A 19,478-nucleotide genomic window follows, 5' to 3' on the forward strand; every position below is an offset into this window, starting at 1 on the left:
TTTATGCCCGTCAACATGGATGAATACAAAGAAAAACAACGGAAACAACAAATAGCTACCTTAGAAAAAAAACTCGCTAAATTAACAAACCAAGCAGCATGATTGAGCTCGGTGAAAGAAGTTATATAAAAGTGGTAAGTGATGAGAGTGTCACTTGTCACTTTCTGTATTTGGTTGTCATATTGTTAAACTAAAATAGCACAATGTCACTTCCTGAATTTGGAGTTAAGAATTTTTGTTAAGGCAAAGGGGACATTTTATCCTGATAATAGCTGTGAGCGTTTCTAATTACTTGACAATAGGAATGAGTGTTTATAATAAGTTTGAGTGAGGCCGGGTGTCGGCTAAAAAAATAAGATGAAATGAATGTTAGATGAGGGTTGAAATGGACATTAATTATTTTATATTTGCCGCTCAAAAGGACCGCTAGCTCAGTTGGTTTAGAGCATTACTTTGACAGAGTAGGGGTCACTGGTTCGAATCCAGTGCGGTTCACCTACGCCCTTGGGCGGTTGATGGTTTTAGAGAGGTTGAATATTAAGGGCTTCGGCGGACACGGTCCACTTAGATCGCTTTAAGCGTCCCTTTAAGGGTCCATTTAAGGGTTGACTTTTGAATGGGTAGATTTTTAAGGGCACCGGTGTACCAAATCCACTTACTCTGTTTAGTTTTCGGCATCCTCTGCTCTTAAACCGGGACCGACAATTTCCATTTCATGGTCTGTAAATATCTTATGCATTTCGGCAGGTGTAGGGTCGTGGGTTAATGAAGCGATTGCTACAAAAAATGCTTCCAGTTTTCCGGCTGGCTGCATAGTGATGTTGGCTTTGCCTGTTTCACTTAGCTGTATCCAGGCATGAGGGCTTTTTCTAGGGAGATAGATAGAGTCACCGGCATTGAGCCGATATTTGTCATCCCCCAACTTAAACAAATATTCTCCCTCAGTTACATAAAAAGTTTTATCCTGGGAATGGTGAACGTGCCTGGGCCAGCCGCGACCGGGTAAGACGGCTGTTTGTTCAAATATCGCAAGGTCTCCGTCGGTATCTTTACCGGATATTTTTACATCAACAATGCTGGTCAGAGCCACCTGCATTTCAATGTGTCCATGAATTCTTCCCTCACCGGCTTTTACTTTGAATCCTTTATCATTGCGGAACAGACTTCTCTTTAGTTGCGAAAAGGAGCCAAAGGGAATAGCCATTGACCCAAACAGTGATACAATGAATTTATTTCTTTTCATTCGTTCCTTTTTTGTTGTGAGGTCATGTACATTTTAGTAGGTCCCACACTTTATAGTTAAGTCCTGCGCATCAAGTTCGGGGCAACTTATTATTATAGGTTTTCTTGTTATTGTTGGTCAACTCATTGTTGATGAGTTTTGCTCTTTCTCGTTATTACCTGGTCTACTCATTATTGATGAGTTCTGCTCTTTCTCGTTATTACCTGATCTACTCATTATTGACGAGTTCTGCTCTTTAATATTAATCTCTGCTCAAACCTGCTTTTCACTTCCACTTCTTTCCATAGGCTTTTTCACCGGCTTTAATATGGGCTTGCAACTGGTTTTCCGGCGGTGGGATAGGACAGTTATAGCCATCAACAAAAGCACAATAGGGATTATAGGCCTTATTGAAATCTATTACAAGGGATGATCCGTTTTTGATATCTGATAACTTAAAATCCAGGTATCTCCCGGTAGCGTAAGTTTCTTCACCGCTGGTAGCATCTGTAAAAGGAATGAAAAATAAATCCTGTTGGTCAGGATTTGTTCTCAGGGCCAGGAGTTGATAAGCCGATAGCTGGTATGTCCGGTTGTTGATAGAAAACTTAACCAGGCCAATCTTCTGCGCCTGCTTTGTTTTTCCACTGGAGGTTCCCATACTAAAAACGGGCTGATTTCTTAATGGTTCATAAACTGCTTCGAGGCGATACGCAGACTGTACATCATAAAAGCTGACAAACGAAGTATCCTTTTTGATTATACCGGCGAGTTCCACTTTGTAATCTTGCTGATGCTCCTTAAGCTCAGTTATATACTTTAAGTTATCATCACCCTTTTGTGAAAACACTTTTATAAACGATATAATGAAAATCAGGCACAGTGAAAAACGGTTCATATTATCAGAAATTAGCTACGAATCAGATTTTAAGTCAGCTGCGATTTACATTGTCAGCTGCGATTTACATTGTCAACGGCGATTTGCATTGTCAGTTAAAGTGAGATTATCAGTTAGGGCGATTATCAGTTAGGGCGATTATCAGTTAATGTGTTTGTCAGTTAATGCGTTTGTCAGTTAGTGCGTTTGTCAGTTAATACGTTTGTCAGTTAGTGCGTTTGTCAATTAGTACATTTTTAAATAAGATTGTTTACAAAGATACATCTCTGGGTCACAAGGAATCGCATACCTCAAACCAACCTTTTTGTTGTTTTGACCACAAAAGAATAAACATGGTAATATCAGGACGAGTATCTAAATTTGAAAGAATTGCCTTGCATCAAAATATGAAACGAATTATGAAGCAATTCTCCCGGTTTCATAATTCATAACTCATAATTCATAATTCTCTTGCACCATGCCCAACAGACGTCAACTTTTCCGACTTATTGTTTTCTTGTTTGTATTAATGATTGGTAATAGCTTCCGGAATAACGATAACCCTCCAGCGAAAACTGGCAAAAGCGATCCTCAGGGTGAACTGCAGGCAGCTGATCCTCTAAAAGGCGCCTGGAAAACAACAGACAATTCCGGCGACCAGGTACTCATTTTTATTGACAATTATTTCACCCATACAGCATATTCCACGAATGCAAAAAAGTTTTTTTCTAGCAAAGGTGGTAAGTACAGGATTGATGGAAACAAACTGGTCATCAATTTCGAATTCAGCACTGTTGACAAAAATACAATCGGCACAGAAGCTGTATTTAGTTTCACAGTCCAGGGTAATAAACTCAATTCAGATATTAACGGCGGCAAATCGACCTGGAACAGGTCGGATGATGGTACAGGGGCACTTGCAGGTAATTGGCAGATCACCGGTCGGGTGCAGGGGGATAAAATGAATGAAATGAGGCCCGGAGCCCGCAAAACGATCAAGATTTTATCCGGCTCGAGGTTTCAATGGGCAGCAATAAATACTGAAACCAAAGAATTTTCAGGCTCTGGTGGGGGGAATTATACATTTAAAGACGGCAAATACACGGAAAATATAGAATTTTTCTCCCGTGACAGTACCCGGGTGGGGGCTTCCTTAACCTTTGAAGGTAGCATAGAAAACGGCAAATGGATTCATAAAGGATTGAGCAGCAGGGGCGAAAAGATCCACGAAGTTTGGAGCCGTCCTTCTCAGCCCATGTAGAACCGCTGCTTGTGCAAACAATTGCTTAAAATTGACTTTTTAGGTTTGATTACCCGGTTTCTGGATCTTATTTTGCAGAATGTCCTTAATCGCTATCCAATGATGACCCTGGTTTTTGCCCGATCAGTAACCCCAACATTGCGTTACTTAAACTGTTTGACATGGTATTATTGCTTGCATTTTTTGATGAGTTTACTTTATTTCTAAAAATAGTCTTGTGGATCGCTGTACCGCTCATAATTGTTAGCTTCCTGGTAACCACTATTTTTCATTATCGCCAAAAAAAGAAAAACGCCCTTAAAGCGGATGAAAACCCTGAACTGCCGGTGAATGAAGTGGTCGATATTTCATTGGTTTCGAGATTACAGAAAGAGGTTCTTCACTATAAAAGGCGAATAAAAGAACTTCAGCACGCACTTACTTTTGCGAAAGAAGTTATTCCACCGGAATCCCTTAAAACAAGGATGAGTTCCCTTCACAATGAAGTTTCGGCATTGGAAATAACTCCGGGTTCGCAGGTTGATTTTCAATTGGCCGCAAACGGTGTTAATGGAGGTGGATATTTTCCGGGCGAGGCGGTGTCAGAAAACGGTTCTTTATCCGGAAACCTGGCTTCTACCGATACTGATTCCCCTATTTCGGCAGCATATCTCCATGACCTGGTCAACGAACAAAAAACACATGTGTTGTTCCTTCAACAACAACTTGAAACCAGGATCAAAGCTTTTCATGATCTCGAGTTCCAGTTCAGGGAAAATGCAGCTTTGCTGGAAAAAATGACCATGTCTTATGAACATATCAAGCACCAGCTGGACGACGGCGAAGCGGCTGCCTCTATGTTCAGGATCGAAAAAGATTCGATGCAGGCACAGATCAGCCGGCTTGAAAACAGCCTCAGAGAGCTGCAGGACCAGCATAATAAAAGCCTGAAAATGCTGGATCAAAGCCCGGTAAACGCTATTGATAAAACTAATGATAAAACAAATGATGCCATAAACGCTAAACCTTTGATTTCCGTGGCTACCGAAACCGAGTTGTCTGAAACCGGGCATTCTTAATTATGAGTAAAGCGGATGAGCAGCAAACCGAACAATGAGCAAACCAAACAAACACCAGACCGGGTCAACATAGATATAAGAAGTTATGCCCGCCTGGATTTAAAAGTTATGCCCGCTTGTGAAAAGGTTGAAATATTAAATCAAGCTTCTTATCATAAATTGCAGCCATGCAGCAGTATCTGGACCTGGTAAAACATATTATCGACAAAGGAATAGGCAAAAGCGATCGTACCGGCACAGGTACGACCAGTGTATTCGGGCATCAACTCCGGTTCGATCTTGAAAAAGGGTTTCCCCTGGTTACGACTAAAAAATTGCATCTTAAAAGCATTATTTATGAACTACTCTGGTTCCTGCAGGGTGGCACCAATATTGGTTATCTGAAAGAAAACGGGGTAAAAATCTGGGATGAATGGGCAGATGAAAACGGTGAACTTGGCCCTGTTTATGGCAAACAATGGCGCAGTTGGGAAGGTGCAGATGGAAAGGTTTATGATCAGATTTCAGATGTAATCAGGCAGTTGAAAACGAACCCGGATAGCCGGAGAATAATTGTAAGCGCCTGGAACGTTGCTGACCTGGAAGATATGGCACTGATGCCTTGTCACACCATGTTCCAGTTTTACGTGTCACCAGCCACTTCTCCGGATGCAAAGCCAAGATTGTCCTGCCAGCTGTATCAACGTTCGGCGGATGTTTTTCTTGGTGTTCCATTTAATATTGCTTCCTATGCATTATTAACACTTATGATAGCCCAGGTTTGTGATATGTTACCCGGAGATTTTATTCACACTTTTGGTGATGTTCACTTGTACAGTAATCATCTTGAACAAGCGAAACTGCAGCTGAGCCGTGAACCATTTCCATTACCTGTTATGAAAATCAACCCGGAAATAAAGGATATATTCGATTTCAGTTTTTCCGATTTCAAACTTGAAAATTATCAATCACACCCTGCTATAAAAGCTCCCGTGGCTGTATAGCATCATTCTTTAAATTAATTTAGCCGGAATGATTATAAGTTTAGTTGTAGCAGCATCAGATAACAATGTTATCGGTAACAATAATAAACTGCTCTGGAACCTTCCAACCGACCTAAGATATTTTAAGAATGTTACCTGGGCGATGCCAGTCATCATGGGCCGTAAAACCTTTGAATCGCTGGGGAAGCCACTAAACGGAAGATATAATATTGTCATCACCCGGAAAAAGAACTGGCAGCCTGAAGGGGTGGTAGTAGTCAACGACCTGCAATCCGCTTACAAGGCCGCAGAACAAGCCGATACCAAAGAGGTGTTTGTGCTTGGAGGTGGTGAGATCTATGCACAAGCCATTAACAGGGCAAACAAAATTCATCTTACAAGGGTACATGGAAAATTTGAAGGAGATACACATTTCCCCCCCATGGATGCCTCCTGGAAGTTATCCTACAAGGTAGATTTTCCAAAAGATGAAAAACACGAATTTCCGTTTTCGATTGAGGTCTGGGAATCTAACAGGAAAGTATAACCGAAATAGGATCCATTGATGTATTCTCCCTCCCGGCTGTTTCTTAAATATCTCCGTTATTATATTAACTCATCCAATTCAAGGGGCCATGGAACACATTCCCCGTTTGTGTTTGACTTCATCAAAAAAATACTAAACGACCGGAAGGACTACCCAGCATATAAAATAATTGAGGCTGAAAGAAAGCTGCTTTTGAGCGATGAAACTTTGCTTAATGTAAAAGATTTCGGGGCTGGATCCGGGCATAGCAAAACAAACAGCAGGAAGGTGAGTGAGATTGCAAAACATTCACTGAAGCCAAAGAAATATGCAACATTGTTGTTTCGGATGGTGAGTTATTTTAAGCCGGATACGATTGTAGAACTGGGAACTTCCCTTGGCACCACAACAGCATATCTTGCATTGTCGCAGCCCTCGGCTAAAGTGCTGACTTTTGAAGGAGCAGATGAGATTGCTGCCCGTGCAAAGGTGTTGTTCGAAAAGCTTGGCATAAGAAATATCAGCCAGTTAAATGGAAACTTCGATGACACCATAGTGCCCGCAATGAAACGAGCTGGTAAGGCAGATTTTGTTTTTATCGACGGGAATCACCGTTACGAACCCACGGTAAATTATCTGCACCGGTTATTGCCTGTGATTCATGAATATACAGTAGTGGTTATGGACGATATTCACTGGAGTGAAGAGATGGAAAAAGCCTGGGAATATTGTCGCAGTCACCCCGCTGTAACCATGAGTATTGACCTGTTTTTTGTAGGTATTCTGTTTTTCCGGAAAGAATTCCGGGTACCCCAACGCTTTAGTATCCGATTTTAAAACGCCTTCCACTACAAAAAATTTTTGCTACCTTAATGGCTTCAACATCCATTTAAACTATGATCATCGGCGTACTCAGAGAACCAACATTCGAAACCAGGGTTTCTGTTTTGCCGGATATGGCCGCTGCTCTTGTCAAAAAAGGTGTGCAGGTATACATTGAAAAAAATGCCGGTGAACGCGCTTTTGCAGCAGATCCTGATTACGCAATTGTTGGTGCAATCATTCATTCCCGTGAACATGTTATAAAAGAAGCTGATGTGATCTTATGTATGCATCCCCCTGAAGCATCAGCACTGGATATGTTCAGATCTAAAATACTTATCGGCATATACCAGCCCTTATATTACCCTGCTATCGCAGCAAAATGGGCTTCATTTAATATTACCAGTTTCAGCCTGGATATGCTGCCACGCACCACAAGGGCGCAAAGCATGGATGTGCTGAGCTCCCAGGCGAATATTGCGGGATATAAAGCTGTTCTTGCAGGTGCGAATACCTATAGCCGTTATTTCCCGATGCTGATGACTGCCGCAGGTAGCATTGCGCCCGCTAAAGTGCTGATACTTGGGGCTGGTGTTGCAGGACTGCAGGCGATAGCAACGGCAAAAAGACTTGGATCGGTTGTTGAGGTGTTCGACACCAGGCCAGCGGTTAAAGAAGAAGTGATGAGCCTTGGAGCAAAATTCGTAGAGGTTGAAGGAGCTGCAGATGCAAGTAAAGCCGGTGGATACGCGGTTGAACAGACTCCTGAATTTATGCAGCGACAAAAAGATAAGATTGCAGAAAGCATAGCTAAGGCAGATATCGTTATCAGTACTGCGCAGATACCTGGCCGTAAAGCTCCGTTGCTTATTACAACGGAAATGATCGAAAGAATGAGAAAAGGATCAGTGATCATTGACCTGGCTGCAGCAACCGGTGGTAACGCTGAACTTACGGTAAACAATCAGACCATCATACACAATGGAGTTACCATCATAGGAAATTCTGCCCTGCCATCAACCATGCCTTCTGATGCCAGCAAACTTTATGGAAAAAACATGTTTAACTTTCTGCAGCTTGTCATCACAAAGGAAGGTACGTTGAATCTGAATTTTGCTGATGATCTTGTGATTGGATGTTGCATCACGCATAATGGAACAGTGGTGCATGAACGTGTGAAAACGCTGGTAACAGAAACTGCTTAGCATAATGGAAAACCGGGTTATGAACTGCTGAAATAAAAGTCTATGAATAATTTTCTCGATTGGGTTTTGCTGAACGAACAAATGATCTACATAGTAGCGCTCATGATCTTTGTTGGGATAGAAGTAATTGGCCGCGTGCCATCTGTGCTGCATACACCACTCATGAGCGGAGCTAATGCTATACATGGCGTTGTGATTATCGGGGCGATTATCGTGATGGGTAAGGCCGAGCCTGATAATTACCTTGCACTGACACTTGGATTTTTTGCCGTGATTCTTGGAACCCTGAATGTGGTAGGTGGATTTGTTGTTACTGACAGGATGTTGGAAATGTTCAAAAAAAAGAAATAGGAATTCACTGATATGGAACTAAGTATACTCACACTCATTTATATCATCGGATCCCTGACTTTTATCGTTGGTCTGAAGATGTTGTCAAATCCCGCCTCAGCTAGAAAGGGTAACCTGATCGCAGCCGGTGGTATGACTCTCGCAATAGTGGGTACCATATTTTTATACGAAGATGAAGGTAATGGCCTGGGTAATTATGCCTGGATATTCGCGGGCCTTGCCATAGGTGGTGTCATCGGCACAGTTGCCGCAAGGAAAGTGAAGATGACGGCCATGCCTGAAATGGTGAGTTTGTTTAATGGAATGGGTGGGGCTTGTGCTGCGCTGATTTCAATTGTTGAGTTTAATCACCTGCTTGCACAACCGGTTGTGAATACCAGCATGGTGTTTTCAGAAACCCGTGAACATGTGGAGTTTTCGATTGACAATGGCATATCGACTCATCAGTTGCTTATCATACTCGCTGGTCTTGTGATTGGTGCTATTTCATTTGCGGGCTCCATGATCGCCTGGGGTAAACTCAATGGAAAGATCAAAGATTTTACTTTTAAGGGGCAGCATATAGCGAACCTTGTTGTTTTTGGTCTGATACTGGCAGGCGCTGCCTGGCTTTTATATAACATAAATGATGCGTTCGAAGCCGCGCCGGTTTTTGGAAACAATCTCAGGTTGCAGATCACTTCCTGGCCTTATATTTTATTTTATAGCATAGTTACTTTGTCGCTTGTTTATGGGATCATGTTTGTGTTGCCGATCGGCGGTGCGGATATGCCGGTGGTTATTTCATTGCTTAATTCATTTACCGGCGTTGCTGCTGCCTGTGGCGGGTTTCTTTACAATAACAAGGTTATGCTCACAGGAGGTATCCTGGTTGGCGCTGCGGGAACCTTGCTTACCATTCTGATGTGCAAAGCAATGAACCGTTCCTTGCTGAATGTGCTGGTCGGTTCATTTGGTGGTGGTGCAAAAGGTCCGGAAAGTGCTAAAAAAGACCAGGGTAATTATAAAGAAATCAGTATTTCCGATGCTGCAGTAGTGATGAGTTATGCCACCAGGGTTATGATTGTGCCTGGTTATGGCCTGGCTGTCGCACAGGCTCAACATGCCTGTCATGAACTTGAAAAAATGCTTAATGAAAAAGGTGTAGAGGTAAAATATGCCATTCACCCTGTTGCCGGTCGTATGCCCGGACATATGAATGTGTTACTTGCTGAAGCAGATGTTAGCTATGAAAAACTGATAGAGATGGAACAGGCCAATGAAGAATTTCCTTCGACGGATGTAGTATTGATCCTTGGTGCCAACGACGTGGTGAATCCGGCGGCCAAAACCGATACAAATTCACCGATCTATGGTATGCCTATTCTTGATGTTGAACTTGCAAAGCTTGTGATTGTAAATAAAAGAAGTATGAAGCCAGGTTATGCAGGTATTGAAAATGATCTCTTCTTCCAACCAAAAACATCGATGTTGTTTGGTGATGCAAAAAAAGTTTTGCAGGATTTGATTGCCGAAATCAAGAACCTGTAGCCAGCTTGCCCCCAGATTATAAGCCGATCTAATTTAATCAAGTTCGCCCGGGAGGCGTAAATTTACAGATGTCCTTACACAACTTGCCGGAATCATTGCTAAAGAGCCTGGAAGGTGTTCCGGGTTTTGACAGAAAAAAGTTTGAGCAGGTTCACTCAAGCAGGGAAGCAGTGACTGCGATCCGTTACAATCCATTAAAAAGTGCGGGATTAAATCCTGATCAGAAATACGAACGTGTACCCTGGTCTTCTTCCGGCTACTATCTTCCTGAACGACCCTTTTTTACGTTTGATCCATTGCTGCATGCCGGAGTATACTATGTACAGGAAGCATCATCGATGTTTCTTGAGCAGGCATTGAAACAAACAGTTTCACTGGATCAAACACTGAAAGTACTTGACCTCTGTGCATCTCCAGGTGGCAAATCGACCCTGCTGCAATCATTGATTAACTCAGACAGCTTATTGGTAAGTAACGATGTGATCCGTTCACGTGCAAATATTCTCGAAGAAAACCTAACTAAATGGGGAGCTGAAAATGTTGTTGTGACCAATAGCGATCCGAAAGATTTTACAAGGTTGGAAAATTTCTTTGACGTAATCGTAGTAGATGCACCTTGTTCAGGTTCTGGTTTATTCCGCCGTGATCCTGAAGCGATCGATGAATGGAGTGAACAAAATGTAGCGCTATGCTGCCAGAGACAGCAGCGTATTCTAGCAGATATTATTCCCAGCCTTAAAAACAATGGTGTACTGATCTATTCAACCTGTTCTTATTCACCGGATGAAGACGAAGCCATTGTTGATTGGCTGATCGACGAATTTAAGTTGATAAACCTTCCTTTGTTACTTGACAGCGATTGGGGTATTGTACCTTCCCTATCACCAAAATCCAGGGCACAAGGCTACCGGTTTTATCCCGATAAGTTAAAAGGGGAAGGATTTTTCCTGAGTTGTTTCAAAAAGACTGACGGCACTGAACAGCAAATAAGACCACCGCGGAAAACAATGTTGCAAAAGCTTTCAAAGGAAGAAAACAACATAGTTTTACCATGGATAGATAATGATCTGCCCCTGAGACTATGGAAAACCGGTGACCTGGTGTTCGCTATGCCTTCTTCACTTACGGAAGCTTTGCTTATACTTGCCGACAATCTCTATATCAGGAAAGCCGGAGTTGCTATTGGTAAAGTGGCAGGAAAGGACCTGGTGCCTGATCATAGCCTTGCATTGAGCAACATCATCAGTAATAAAACTGTTGGCATATCGTTAAAACTGCAGGATGCCCTGCAATATTTAAGGAAAGAAGAAGTTAAGACAGATGGTTCGGTGAAAGGATGGGCACTCGTATTGTACGAAGGGGTTAAGCTGGGATGGATAAAAGTATTGTCGAACAGGACAAACAATTATTATCCAAAAGAGTGGCGGATCCTGAAAAGCGAAAACAATTAAAATATTTCACATCTTTGCACGATAGCAGAAATACAAGACCTATGTTGAGAATCAGATTTATCATTTTGTTAATTGTCGTGTGCCAGGCAGTAAGTTCTCAGACAGGTTTGATCATCCAGGGATCTTCACCTGATCTTCACCTGGTGCATACAGTTGTTGCCAAAGAAAACTGGTACAGCATCGGGCGCATCTATAATCTCAGCCCGAAAGAGCTTGCACCTTACAATAAAACATCACTTGATAAGCCACTCAACGTCGGACAGTTATTGAGGATACCATTGACAGCCACAAATTTTTCACAAAACGATAAAAAACTTCCGGATGAAACATTTATTCCCCTTTATCATATTGTAGCGGAGAAGGAAGGAATGTATCGGGTAAGTGTAAACTATAACAAAGTTCCTGCTGCCAACCTTAAAAAATGGAACAGCCTAAGCTCTGATCAGCTAAAAAATGGTATGAAGCTGGTGGTCGGTTATCTGAAAGTAAAAGGTGATCAATCTCCGTTTGCTTCAGGTGGATCAAATAAAATAACTGTAGGTGGTTCTGCACCGGTTGCGATGCAGGAAGCGCCTAAACCAGTTACAAAAGAAGGCGAGACCAAGAAAAACGAAGACCTTGCTTCAAAACCGGTCGCCCAGAATTCAACCACAAAAAGCACAACGCCTCCTGTAGTTTCCGTAGCAAAAGAGGAACCGGCACCAGTTCCTGAAGAGCCCAATGCAAAACCGGAAGTGATCAATACCAGTTCAAACAATGGAGCTCCTGCAAATCATAAAGGTGGATTTTTTAAGAGCCAATACAATGAAAGCGGTAAAACCACCACCGGGAATGCGGGCACGTTTAAAAGCACCAGTGGCTGGGATGATGGTAAGTACTATGCGCTGATGAATAATGTTCCGATTGGAACCATTGTCAAAATAACATTCTCTTCTACGAATAAATCAATTTATGCAAAAGTACTTGGTCAGCTTCCTGAAATGAAAGAAAGTACTGGTCTTGCTGTACGCTTAAGCGATGCTGCAGCTTCCGAATTGGGTGTTGCTAACAGCAAGTTTTATATAGACGTAAAATATTAGAACAGGATCCCTTATTTTTCGAGGTTCATAATTTCTATTTTCCTGAATTCAACCGGGTGGCTTTCACTTTGTAGTGATATATAACCCGACTTCAGTAACATGCCATCTTTTTTTGCAGTCGAATCGTAGTTCGAAACATTGCCTCCCCCGATCTGTGGTTTTTGGTAAACCATTACTGTATCTCCATTTACAATATGTTTGATAACAGAATCTTTCAATACCATTACTTCAACGCGTACCCATTGATCGCCCCTGAAAGTCTTTGACTTAGAATTATAACAATGCGCCTTCATCAGTTTGTTGTCCATTTCAACCTGTGTACCCGGTGTGCAGAGATTAGCTGTGGTTCTTTCCCCGGTGGAATCACCTCCCAGTAATTGCACTTCGATGGATATAGGGAAATCCTGGTCCTTCAACATACTTTCGGGTGATTGGCCATGCACCATAATACCACTGTTGCGGAAGGCCCATCCTTCTCCATCTTTAGGTTGTTTTCCTACGAACCTGTATTCAACCGCAATGATATAGGAAGAGAAAGGCTTTTTATAAAATATATGTCCGTATTGCTTTTTGAATTCGTCGTTATAACCATCGTATGATACTTTTAACAAACCATTTTCTACCCGGAAAGTGTTTGCGTAATTATCATTGAGCTTGTAGCCCCTGATTTTTACTTTCCAGTCTTTTAGGTTTTTACCATTAAAAAGCTGAACCCATTTCTTTTTCTGTGGTTTTGGGTCAGACATGGACATCGTTAATAAACCAACAGCTGCGATCAACAATAAAGCAATTATCTGCAGGAATCTTTTCATGATTATATTTTTATATGCAAACTAAGTGGAACAATATTAGTTTTTAAATCGATATCCCCTTAAAAATTCGGTAGCACTCATTTTTTTCTTTCCTTCAAGCTGAAGCTCATCAACACGAATGAAACCATCTGCAGTAGCAAATTTGAGATAAGTTTTTCCGTCGGTTTGCAATTTGCCGGGTTGTTCTGAATTGTTTCCGGATTCTTTTTCAGCCCTGAATATTTTCAGCGTTTTACCATCAAGCATAGTAAACGCCCCGGGGTAAGGTGATAATCCACGGATCAGGTTGTAAACGGTGACCACATTTTTATTCCAGTCGATACGACAGGTTTCTGTGAATATTTTTGGTGCATGAGGAATGTTTTCAGCGAAAGGTTGTGGCATTTCACTGATATTATTTTCTTTGATACCGGTTAGTGTTTTTACAATCAATTCGGCTCCTACCAGTTTCATCCTGTCATGTACTTCACCGGCAGTTTCCTCGTCCCCGATAACAAAACTTTTTTGAAGTAGTATGTTACCCGTGTCGATGGCATGTTGCAGTTTGAATGTTGTTACACCAGTTTCTTTTTCACCATTAATTACAGCCCAGTTGATAGGCGCCGCACCCCTGTATTTAGGTAATAGCGAGCCATGGACGTTTATAGTGCCGAGTGGTGGCATATTCCAGACTAATTCCGGCAACATGCGAAAAGCAACAATAACTTGTATATCTGCCTCTAAATCAGCCAGTGCATTGAGAAACTCAGGACTTTTTAGCTTTTCAGGCTGTAATACCCGCAAGTCATGGCTTGTTGCATAAGTTTTAACAGCACTTTCTGTGAGTTTAAGGCCTCTTCCTGCCGGTTTGTCTGGTGCTGTTACTACTCCAACTATATTAAATCCGGCCTTAACCAAAGCATCGAGCGAGGCGACAGCAAAATCCGGTGTTCCCATAAAAACGACACGCATATTTTTCAATTGGCTGGAATTGTTTTTGTATTATAAAAAATTAATAGCTGATGACAAAGGTAAGGTTCCGTGGTGACCGGAAAGATGGTTAAAACAGCAACGATGATGATAAATAATTAATTGGCTGTAGAAAATTTATCCATTTACTTTGCCGGAATAAATCAACTTTGATTCAGCACAATTCAATCAAAGTCCAAAAATTATAACATGCAACAAGTAAAATCAGGTGACACAGTGAAGGTTCATTATCATGGCCGCCTTACTGACGGAACAACATTTGACAGCTCAGAAGGCCGTGAACCGCTGGAGTTCGAAGTCGGCTCTGGAAATGTCATCAAAGGTTTTGATGATGGGGTAACAGGGATGATCGTGGGAGAGAAAAAAACAATAAATATACCTGTTAATGACGCTTATGGACCTAAAGACGATACGATGATCGTTGAGTTTCCGAAAGCAAATTTTCCGGAAGATATGAAACCGGAAATAGGCATGCAGCTTAACATGACTAACGGTAGCGGACAAGTGATACCGGTTGTGATCACCAATATTGCTGATGATTCAGTAATGCTCGATGCGAATCATCCTTTGGCTGGCGAAGAGCTGATATTTGATCTTGAGCTGGTTGAGATTGGGAAACCGCCGTCCCGGATAATTATGCCATAAGGAACTGGGGATTCATTGGTGAGTGGTTAGTGGTTAGTGGTGAGTGAAGTGAAGAAATTTATGGGTGCTGAAATAATTCATTAAGGATATCGGTCCCGGCTGCAATTGCGCCGGGATTCTTTTTTAAGTGATTTTTGGAATATGTTGAAATAAATTCGGCAGGTTCAATACTTAGCTTGTTCCTTTTGTGAATTGTGAATGTCGGTTAATGAGCTAGGAAATTGGTTACGATAGTAGAGATATAGTGCCAGGCTTGCGATGATGAATAGGACGGTCTGGATGATTGAGGCTTCAAAACCAAATTTTCCGCCTGTTATTAGCTCATTTCCTGAGATGGTGACCTGGAACAATGCCGGTAGCTCAAGACCACTCACGGGAAAGCCGAGGACCGGCCCCTGCAGGAAGTTCCAGCTGAGATGAAAGAAAATCGCGAACCATAGGTTATGCGTGTAGATATAACTGATACCAAGAAAAATACCTGCAAGAAAAACGTTGAAAAGCGCAAGCATCCCTGCTTCCGGATTGCCGCTGTGCAGAAATGCAAACAGCATGGCAGAGGTAATTAAAGCCAGCCAGGGACTGAAAGAGTCCAGCAAATTATTAAGAATATAACCCCTGAAAACTGCTTCTTCTGCAATCGCTATCACACACATTAGAATGAAGCCGGTTGAAAGATTTTGGGGTGATAACATCGCACCATGATATTCCAGGTCGTTAGTAAAGTAGAGTGTTATCCAACCGACGCCCAATATGGCCATTGCCATGAGCACGGCAATTAATCGAAGATTTGATCCATAAACGGGGTCGTTGCCAGGCAATTTCCACCGGAAACCGATGGATGTCAAAGACTTTTTATCTATTAAGGCCCTGAAGACAGGCAATGTTACGAGCGTTGCAAATGCAAAGATTGCCGTACCTGCGAAAACAGGTCCGATCGTTACATTCAAAGTGGTTTGACTGTACAACCAAAGTCCGAGAAGATAAATGCCAGAAAATACAACAAGAAAAATAAGCGCCCGCATCCAGCCTTTTTCAGGTACGGGTTTTTTGGAAGTAGACAATGGTGTAGAAGTTTTATCTTGCCAAAAATAAGCATTACATGTTTGAAAATTATGAATATACCGTTGCGGAACGATTTACGAGATATGCAGCGATAGATACACAAAGTGATCCCAACTCAACTTCACAGCCATCAACAGAAAAACAGAAGGATCTGAGCAGGTTGCTGGTGCAGGAACTTAAAGTTATGGGAATCATGGATGCTGAACTTGATGAATATGGATATGTATATGCAACTATAAAATCAAACTCTGAAAAACAGGTTCCGGTTGTATGTTTCTGCGCCCATGTGGATACGGCACCGGACTCCAGTGGAACCAACGTTAAGCCCCTGATACATTACGACTATGATGGTAGTGATATTGTTTTACCGGACGATCCTGCACAGATCATCACAACAGCAGAACATCCTTACCTGTTGCAGAAAAAAGGCGATGATATAATAACAGCCTCAGGTACAACGCTACTTGGCGCGGATGATAAAGCCGGTGTAGCGGTTATTATGGACATGGCTAATTATCTGGCTCAGAATCCTTTGTTTAAACATGGTGATATCAGGATCTTGTTTACACCTGATGAAGAGATAGGCAGGGGAGTGAATAAGGTTGATATTCAAAAACTTGGTGCTGAAGTCGGTTATACATTGGACGGAGGTGAACTTGGTTCTTATGAAGATGAAACCTTTTCAGCCAATGGAATGAAATTGGTTTTTCATGGGATAAGTGCTCACCCCGGTTATGCCAAAGGAAGTATGGTCAATGCTATGAAAGTTGCTGCAAACTTTTTGGATTCATTACCAAAAGACGAATTCTCACCCGAAACAACAGATGGCCGGTATGGATTTGTTCACCCGGTTGCCATGGAAGGTAGCGTAGAGAAAGCAACTGTTCAGCTAATACTCAGAGATTTTTACACGCACAAGGTCGACGCCTATATAGATTATATTAAACAGAAAGCAGGGGATGCGCTGGAACTTTTTCCAGGGGCTCAGGTTGAATATTTCCCGGAAGAACAATACAGAAACATGAAAGAAATCATCGATCAGCATCCACGTATTTCAGCGTTTGCACATGAGGCGATAGCGCGGGCAGGTGTCAAGGTAATTGAACATAGCGCCCGTGGAGGAACAGATGGATCAAGATTGTCTTTTATGGGATTACCTTGCCCGAATATCTTCACCGGCGAGATGGCATTTCATGGTAAACACGAATATGTAAGCATACAGGATATGCAAAAAAGTGTTCAGACAATTGTTCACCTGGCTGGCATCTGGGAAGAGAAATCTTAACAGAAGAGAAATCTTAACCCTAGAAAAATCTTAACATAGATATAGTTACTCTGAATTGCGCGATGATTAACAATCATAGAATTTTACTTCTTTCCAAGCTGGTACTTTCTTTGCAACAATTGCTTTGATAATCTTAACCGCATGTTCTCTTGAGTTCTCTATAAACCATACATGTGTATTCATTCCCCCGCAAACAACACCGGCAAGATATAGGCCAGGCAGATTGCTTTCCATTGTTTCGCTGTTATAAGCCGGGCACATAATATCATCACCTGATAACTCAATACCGGTTTCCTTAAGGAAAGCAAAATTGGGTTTGTAACCAGTCATTGCGATTACATAGTCGTTATCAATGACAATCTTTCCATCCGGTGTTTCTGCTTCAACGGTTGTTTCTGTGATGCGAGTTATCCTTGAATTAAAATAAGCCTTTATGCTTCCTTCCTTTATCCGGTTTATTATATCCGGTCTTACCCAATATTTAACCCGCTCCCCGATTTCGGGACCTTTAACGATCATCGTTACAGATGCACCTTTGCGATAAGTTTCCAATGCCGCATCTACCGCTGAATTACTGGCGCCAACAACTACTACCTTCTGCATAGCATAGAAATGTGCTTCCTTGTAATAGTGAGTTACTTTGCTAAGACCTTCCCCGGGAACACTCATTAACACCGGGATATCGAAAAATCCGGTTGCTATAATTACATTATTGGCCTGGTAGGTTTTGTTGCGTGAAGTGGTAATCGAGTATCCGCCCGATAATTGCTTAACCGACAGTGCCTGCTCCTGCAGGTGGATCCGGAGTTCATTGGAAGTGGCAACGCGTCGATAGTATTCCAGCGCTTCCGGCCGTGTAGGTTTGAAGTTATTCGAAACAAATGGTATCCCCCCGATTTCCAGTTTTTCTGAAGTAGAGAAAAAGCTCATGTTAGCCGGGTAATTAAACAACGAATTCACCAGGGCACCTTTCTCAAGGATCAGGTAAGAAAGTCCATGTTCTTTGGCAGCAAGGGCACTGGCAAGGCCAATCGGGCCACCTCCGATGATCAGTATATCAAAACGATTTTCCATTATGTCGCAAAATTAGCCGTTAATTGAATAGAAGTTCCTATTTAACAGGAGTGCCATTTATTTGATAGAAGTTTCTATTTAACAGAAGTAACCTTTTATTGAATAGAAGTTCCTATTTAATAGGAGTACCATTTATTTAATAGAAGGTTCTATTTAACAGGTGTAACCATTTATTGAATAGAAGGTTCTATTTAACAGGTGTAACCATTAAATGAATGGAAGGTTGATTGCAGAAGGAATTCGTAGATACCGGATACATAAAATAAATGACCTGTAGATCAGTCTTACCGCCAGTTAATAAATGTAAAAGAATAGTGGACTAAAATTTTGTACATTCAGCACCTAAAAATACATTATGGAGCTTTTTTCTCAATATTGGTGGATAATCATCATTTTGATCGTTCTGTTTGCAGGCTTGAAAACGATAAACCAGGGTATGGTTGGAGTCGTAACCGTTTTTGGTAAATATCAAAGGATATTGCGTCCGGGCCTGCGTCTGATTATCCCTTTCATAGAACAGATTTTCAAAAAGATCAGTATTCAGAACAGGTCAATTGAAATGGAATTTCAGGCTGTTACTGCCGACCAGGCGAACGTATATTTCAAAAATATGCTGCTTTATGCCGTACAGAACGAAAGCGAGGAAACCATAAAAAAAGTTGCTTTTAAATTTATAACGGAGCGGGATCTGATGCAGGCGCTCACGAGAACGATAGAAGGTACAATCAGGTCATTTGTTGCCACCAAGCGTCAGGCCGAGATCCTGGCACTGAGAAGGGAGATTGTTGAATATGTTAAAGAACAGATTGATGTATTGCTGGAAGAATGGGGTTATCACCTGCTGGATCTGCAGATCAATGATATCACTTTCGACCAGGCAATCATTGAATCGATGAGCAGGGTCGTTGCAAGCAATAACCTGAAAGCCGCTGCTGAAAACGAGGGCCAGGCGCTCTTAATTACAAAAACAAAATCTGCAGAGGCAGAAGGTAACGCAATCAAGATTGCTGCTGAAGCAGAAAGGGAAGCCGCAAGACTACGCGGGCAGGGGGTGGCTTTGTTCCGGGCAGAAGTGGCTAAGGGAATGACTGAAGCAGCTGAGCAAATGAAACAGGCTAATCTCGATACCAATGTGATCCTTTTCAGTATGTGGACAGAAGCGATAAAGAATTTTGCAGAATATGGTAAAGGAAATGTGATATTTCTTGATGGAAGTCCCGACGGAATGGAACGCACCATGAAACAGATCCAGGCGATGATGGTAAAACATAGCGGACAGTAATTTGC

At 42.0% G+C, this 19,478-nt stretch carries 19 protein-coding genes and 1 tRNA gene; 14 read left to right on the forward strand and 6 right to left on the reverse strand.

Annotated features, from left to right (window positions below; genetic code table 11):
• The first annotated feature begins 420 nt into the window (after positions 1-420).
• Positions 421-495, forward strand: a tRNA-Val gene (locus tag VK664_RS14490).
• A 169-nt stretch (positions 496-664) separates the two neighbouring features.
• Here the strand turns inward: VK664_RS14490 and VK664_RS14495 are convergent.
• On the reverse strand, positions 665-1,243 hold the full coding sequence (locus VK664_RS14495) for a cupin domain-containing protein (protein WP_461399394.1): 579 nt from the start codon (positions 1,241-1,243) through the stop codon (positions 665-667).
• A gap of 265 nt (positions 1,244-1,508) precedes the next feature.
• Entirely contained in the window at positions 1,509-2,120 is a 612-nt protein-coding gene (locus VK664_RS14500; protein WP_461399395.1) for a DUF1684 domain-containing protein, read from the reverse strand.
• A gap of 457 nt (positions 2,121-2,577) precedes the next feature.
• Here VK664_RS14500 and VK664_RS14505 point away from each other — a divergent pair, with 457 nt between their 5' ends.
• The 10 genes from VK664_RS14505 (at position 2,578) to VK664_RS14550 (ending at position 12,344) form a co-directional block, all read left to right on the forward strand.
• Entirely contained in the window at positions 2,578-3,360 is a 783-nt protein-coding gene (locus tag VK664_RS14505) for a hypothetical protein (RefSeq protein ID WP_461399396.1), read from the forward strand.
• A 161-nt stretch (positions 3,361-3,521) separates the two neighbouring features.
• Entirely contained in the window at positions 3,522-4,418 is an 897-nt protein-coding gene (locus tag VK664_RS14510; protein WP_461399397.1) for a hypothetical protein, read from the forward strand.
• Between the two features lie 167 nt (positions 4,419-4,585).
• Positions 4,586-5,401: a thymidylate synthase gene (locus VK664_RS14515; RefSeq protein ID WP_461399398.1), complete on the forward strand. Its 816-nt coding sequence runs from the start codon at positions 4,586-4,588 to the stop codon at positions 5,399-5,401.
• Positions 5,402-5,429: 28 nt separating this feature from the next.
• Positions 5,430-5,927 (forward strand): dihydrofolate reductase, encoded by a 498-nt coding sequence (locus tag VK664_RS14520; protein ID WP_461399399.1) that lies wholly within the window; start codon positions 5,430-5,432, stop codon positions 5,925-5,927.
• An 18-nt stretch (positions 5,928-5,945) separates the two neighbouring features.
• Positions 5,946-6,743: an O-methyltransferase gene (locus tag VK664_RS14525; RefSeq protein WP_461399400.1), complete on the forward strand. Its 798-nt coding sequence runs from the start codon at positions 5,946-5,948 to the stop codon at positions 6,741-6,743.
• Positions 6,744-6,802: 59 nt separating this feature from the next.
• Positions 6,803-7,933 carry a Re/Si-specific NAD(P)(+) transhydrogenase subunit alpha gene (locus VK664_RS14530; protein WP_461399401.1) on the forward strand — a complete coding sequence of 377 codons (1,131 nt, stop codon included), beginning with the start codon at positions 6,803-6,805 and terminating at the stop codon, positions 7,931-7,933.
• Positions 7,934-7,975: 42 nt separating this feature from the next.
• Positions 7,976-8,284, forward strand: a complete 309-nt coding sequence (locus tag VK664_RS14535) for an NAD(P) transhydrogenase subunit alpha part 2 (protein ID WP_461399402.1) — start codon at positions 7,976-7,978, stop codon at positions 8,282-8,284.
• Positions 8,285-8,296: 12 nt separating this feature from the next.
• The gene (locus VK664_RS14540; protein ID WP_461399403.1) at positions 8,297-9,814 is read left to right on the forward strand and encodes an NAD(P)(+) transhydrogenase (Re/Si-specific) subunit beta; all 1,518 of its coding nucleotides are present in this window, start codon (positions 8,297-8,299) and stop codon (positions 9,812-9,814) included.
• Between the two features lie 68 nt (positions 9,815-9,882).
• Positions 9,883-11,265 (forward strand): methyltransferase RsmF C-terminal domain-like protein, encoded by a 1,383-nt coding sequence (locus VK664_RS14545; RefSeq protein ID WP_461399404.1) that lies wholly within the window; start codon positions 9,883-9,885, stop codon positions 11,263-11,265.
• Positions 11,266-11,306: 41 nt separating this feature from the next.
• Positions 11,307-12,344, forward strand: a complete 1,038-nt coding sequence (locus VK664_RS14550) for a LysM peptidoglycan-binding domain-containing protein (RefSeq protein WP_461399405.1) — start codon at positions 11,307-11,309, stop codon at positions 12,342-12,344.
• An 11-nt stretch (positions 12,345-12,355) separates the two neighbouring features.
• Here VK664_RS14550 and VK664_RS14555 read toward each other — a convergent pair whose 3' ends face one another.
• Positions 12,356-13,156: a 3-keto-disaccharide hydrolase gene (locus VK664_RS14555; RefSeq protein ID WP_461399406.1), complete on the reverse strand. Its 801-nt coding sequence runs from the start codon at positions 13,154-13,156 to the stop codon at positions 12,356-12,358.
• Positions 13,157-13,192: 36 nt separating this feature from the next.
• The gene (gene fmt / locus VK664_RS14560) at positions 13,193-14,107 is read right to left on the reverse strand and encodes a methionyl-tRNA formyltransferase (protein WP_461399407.1); all 915 of its coding nucleotides are present in this window, start codon (positions 14,105-14,107) and stop codon (positions 13,193-13,195) included.
• Positions 14,108-14,314: 207 nt separating this feature from the next.
• Here fmt and VK664_RS14565 point away from each other — a divergent pair, with 207 nt between their 5' ends.
• The gene (locus tag VK664_RS14565) at positions 14,315-14,770 is read left to right on the forward strand and encodes an FKBP-type peptidyl-prolyl cis-trans isomerase (RefSeq protein WP_461399408.1); all 456 of its coding nucleotides are present in this window, start codon (positions 14,315-14,317) and stop codon (positions 14,768-14,770) included.
• A gap of 164 nt (positions 14,771-14,934) precedes the next feature.
• On the opposite strand, the gene VK664_RS14570 is transcribed toward VK664_RS14565, so the two are convergent.
• The gene (locus VK664_RS14570; protein WP_461399409.1) at positions 14,935-15,831 is read right to left on the reverse strand and encodes a lysostaphin resistance A-like protein; all 897 of its coding nucleotides are present in this window, start codon (positions 15,829-15,831) and stop codon (positions 14,935-14,937) included.
• 38 nt (positions 15,832-15,869) lie between these two features.
• On the opposite strand from VK664_RS14570, the gene pepT reads away from it, so the two are divergent.
• Positions 15,870-17,117, forward strand: a complete 1,248-nt coding sequence (pepT, locus tag VK664_RS14575) for a peptidase T (protein ID WP_461399410.1) — start codon at positions 15,870-15,872, stop codon at positions 17,115-17,117.
• A gap of 66 nt (positions 17,118-17,183) precedes the next feature.
• Here pepT and VK664_RS14580 read toward each other — a convergent pair whose 3' ends face one another.
• Positions 17,184-18,191, reverse strand: coding sequence for a YpdA family putative bacillithiol disulfide reductase (locus VK664_RS14580; protein WP_461399411.1), 1,008 nt, complete (start codon positions 18,189-18,191; stop codon positions 17,184-17,186).
• Positions 18,192-18,546: 355 nt separating this feature from the next.
• On the opposite strand from VK664_RS14580, the gene VK664_RS14585 reads away from it, so the two are divergent.
• Complete coding sequence (locus VK664_RS14585) at positions 18,547-19,473, forward strand: SPFH domain-containing protein (protein ID WP_461399412.1); 927 nt, start codon at positions 18,547-18,549, stop codon at positions 19,471-19,473.
• Positions 19,474-19,478 lie beyond the last annotated feature (5 nt).

The organism is Flavitalea sp. (genome assembly GCF_035489435.1).
In the GTDB taxonomy this organism is placed as follows: Bacteria; Bacteroidota; Bacteroidia; order Chitinophagales; family Chitinophagaceae; genus DATHKG01.

Excerpts from the sequence above, each read along its gene's own strand:
- VK664_RS14495 (WP_461399394.1), bottom strand. The coding sequence starts at position 1,243 with ATGAAAAGAAATAAATTCATTGTATCACTGTTTGGGTCAATGGCTATT.
- VK664_RS14550 (WP_461399405.1), top strand. The coding sequence starts at position 11,307 with ATGTTGAGAATCAGATTTATCATTTTGTTAATTGTCGTGTGCCAGGCA.
- VK664_RS14530 (WP_461399401.1), top strand. The coding sequence starts at position 6,803 with ATGATCATCGGCGTACTCAGAGAACCAACATTCGAAACCAGGGTTTCT.
- VK664_RS14510 (WP_461399397.1), top strand. The coding sequence starts at position 3,522 with ATGGTATTATTGCTTGCATTTTTTGATGAGTTTACTTTATTTCTAAAA.
- pepT (WP_461399410.1), top strand. The coding sequence starts at position 15,870 with ATGTTTGAAAATTATGAATATACCGTTGCGGAACGATTTACGAGATAT.
- VK664_RS14545 (WP_461399404.1), top strand. The coding sequence starts at position 9,883 with ATGTCCTTACACAACTTGCCGGAATCATTGCTAAAGAGCCTGGAAGGT.
- VK664_RS14540 (WP_461399403.1), top strand. The coding sequence starts at position 8,297 with ATGGAACTAAGTATACTCACACTCATTTATATCATCGGATCCCTGACT.
- VK664_RS14505 (WP_461399396.1), top strand. The coding sequence starts at position 2,578 with ATGCCCAACAGACGTCAACTTTTCCGACTTATTGTTTTCTTGTTTGTA.
- fmt (WP_461399407.1), bottom strand. The coding sequence starts at position 14,107 with ATGCGTGTCGTTTTTATGGGAACACCGGATTTTGCTGTCGCCTCGCTC.
- VK664_RS14580 (WP_461399411.1), bottom strand. The coding sequence starts at position 18,191 with ATGGAAAATCGTTTTGATATACTGATCATCGGAGGTGGCCCGATTGGC.
- VK664_RS14555 (WP_461399406.1), bottom strand. The coding sequence starts at position 13,156 with ATGAAAAGATTCCTGCAGATAATTGCTTTATTGTTGATCGCAGCTGTT.
- VK664_RS14520 (WP_461399399.1), top strand. The coding sequence starts at position 5,430 with ATGATTATAAGTTTAGTTGTAGCAGCATCAGATAACAATGTTATCGGT.
- VK664_RS14500 (WP_461399395.1), bottom strand. The coding sequence starts at position 2,120 with ATGAACCGTTTTTCACTGTGCCTGATTTTCATTATATCGTTTATAAAA.
- VK664_RS14565 (WP_461399408.1), top strand. The coding sequence starts at position 14,315 with ATGCAACAAGTAAAATCAGGTGACACAGTGAAGGTTCATTATCATGGC.
- VK664_RS14525 (WP_461399400.1), top strand. The coding sequence starts at position 5,946 with ATGTATTCTCCCTCCCGGCTGTTTCTTAAATATCTCCGTTATTATATT.
- VK664_RS14515 (WP_461399398.1), top strand. The coding sequence starts at position 4,586 with ATGCAGCAGTATCTGGACCTGGTAAAACATATTATCGACAAAGGAATA.
- VK664_RS14585 (WP_461399412.1), top strand. The coding sequence starts at position 18,547 with ATGGAGCTTTTTTCTCAATATTGGTGGATAATCATCATTTTGATCGTT.
- VK664_RS14535 (WP_461399402.1), top strand. The coding sequence starts at position 7,976 with ATGAATAATTTTCTCGATTGGGTTTTGCTGAACGAACAAATGATCTAC.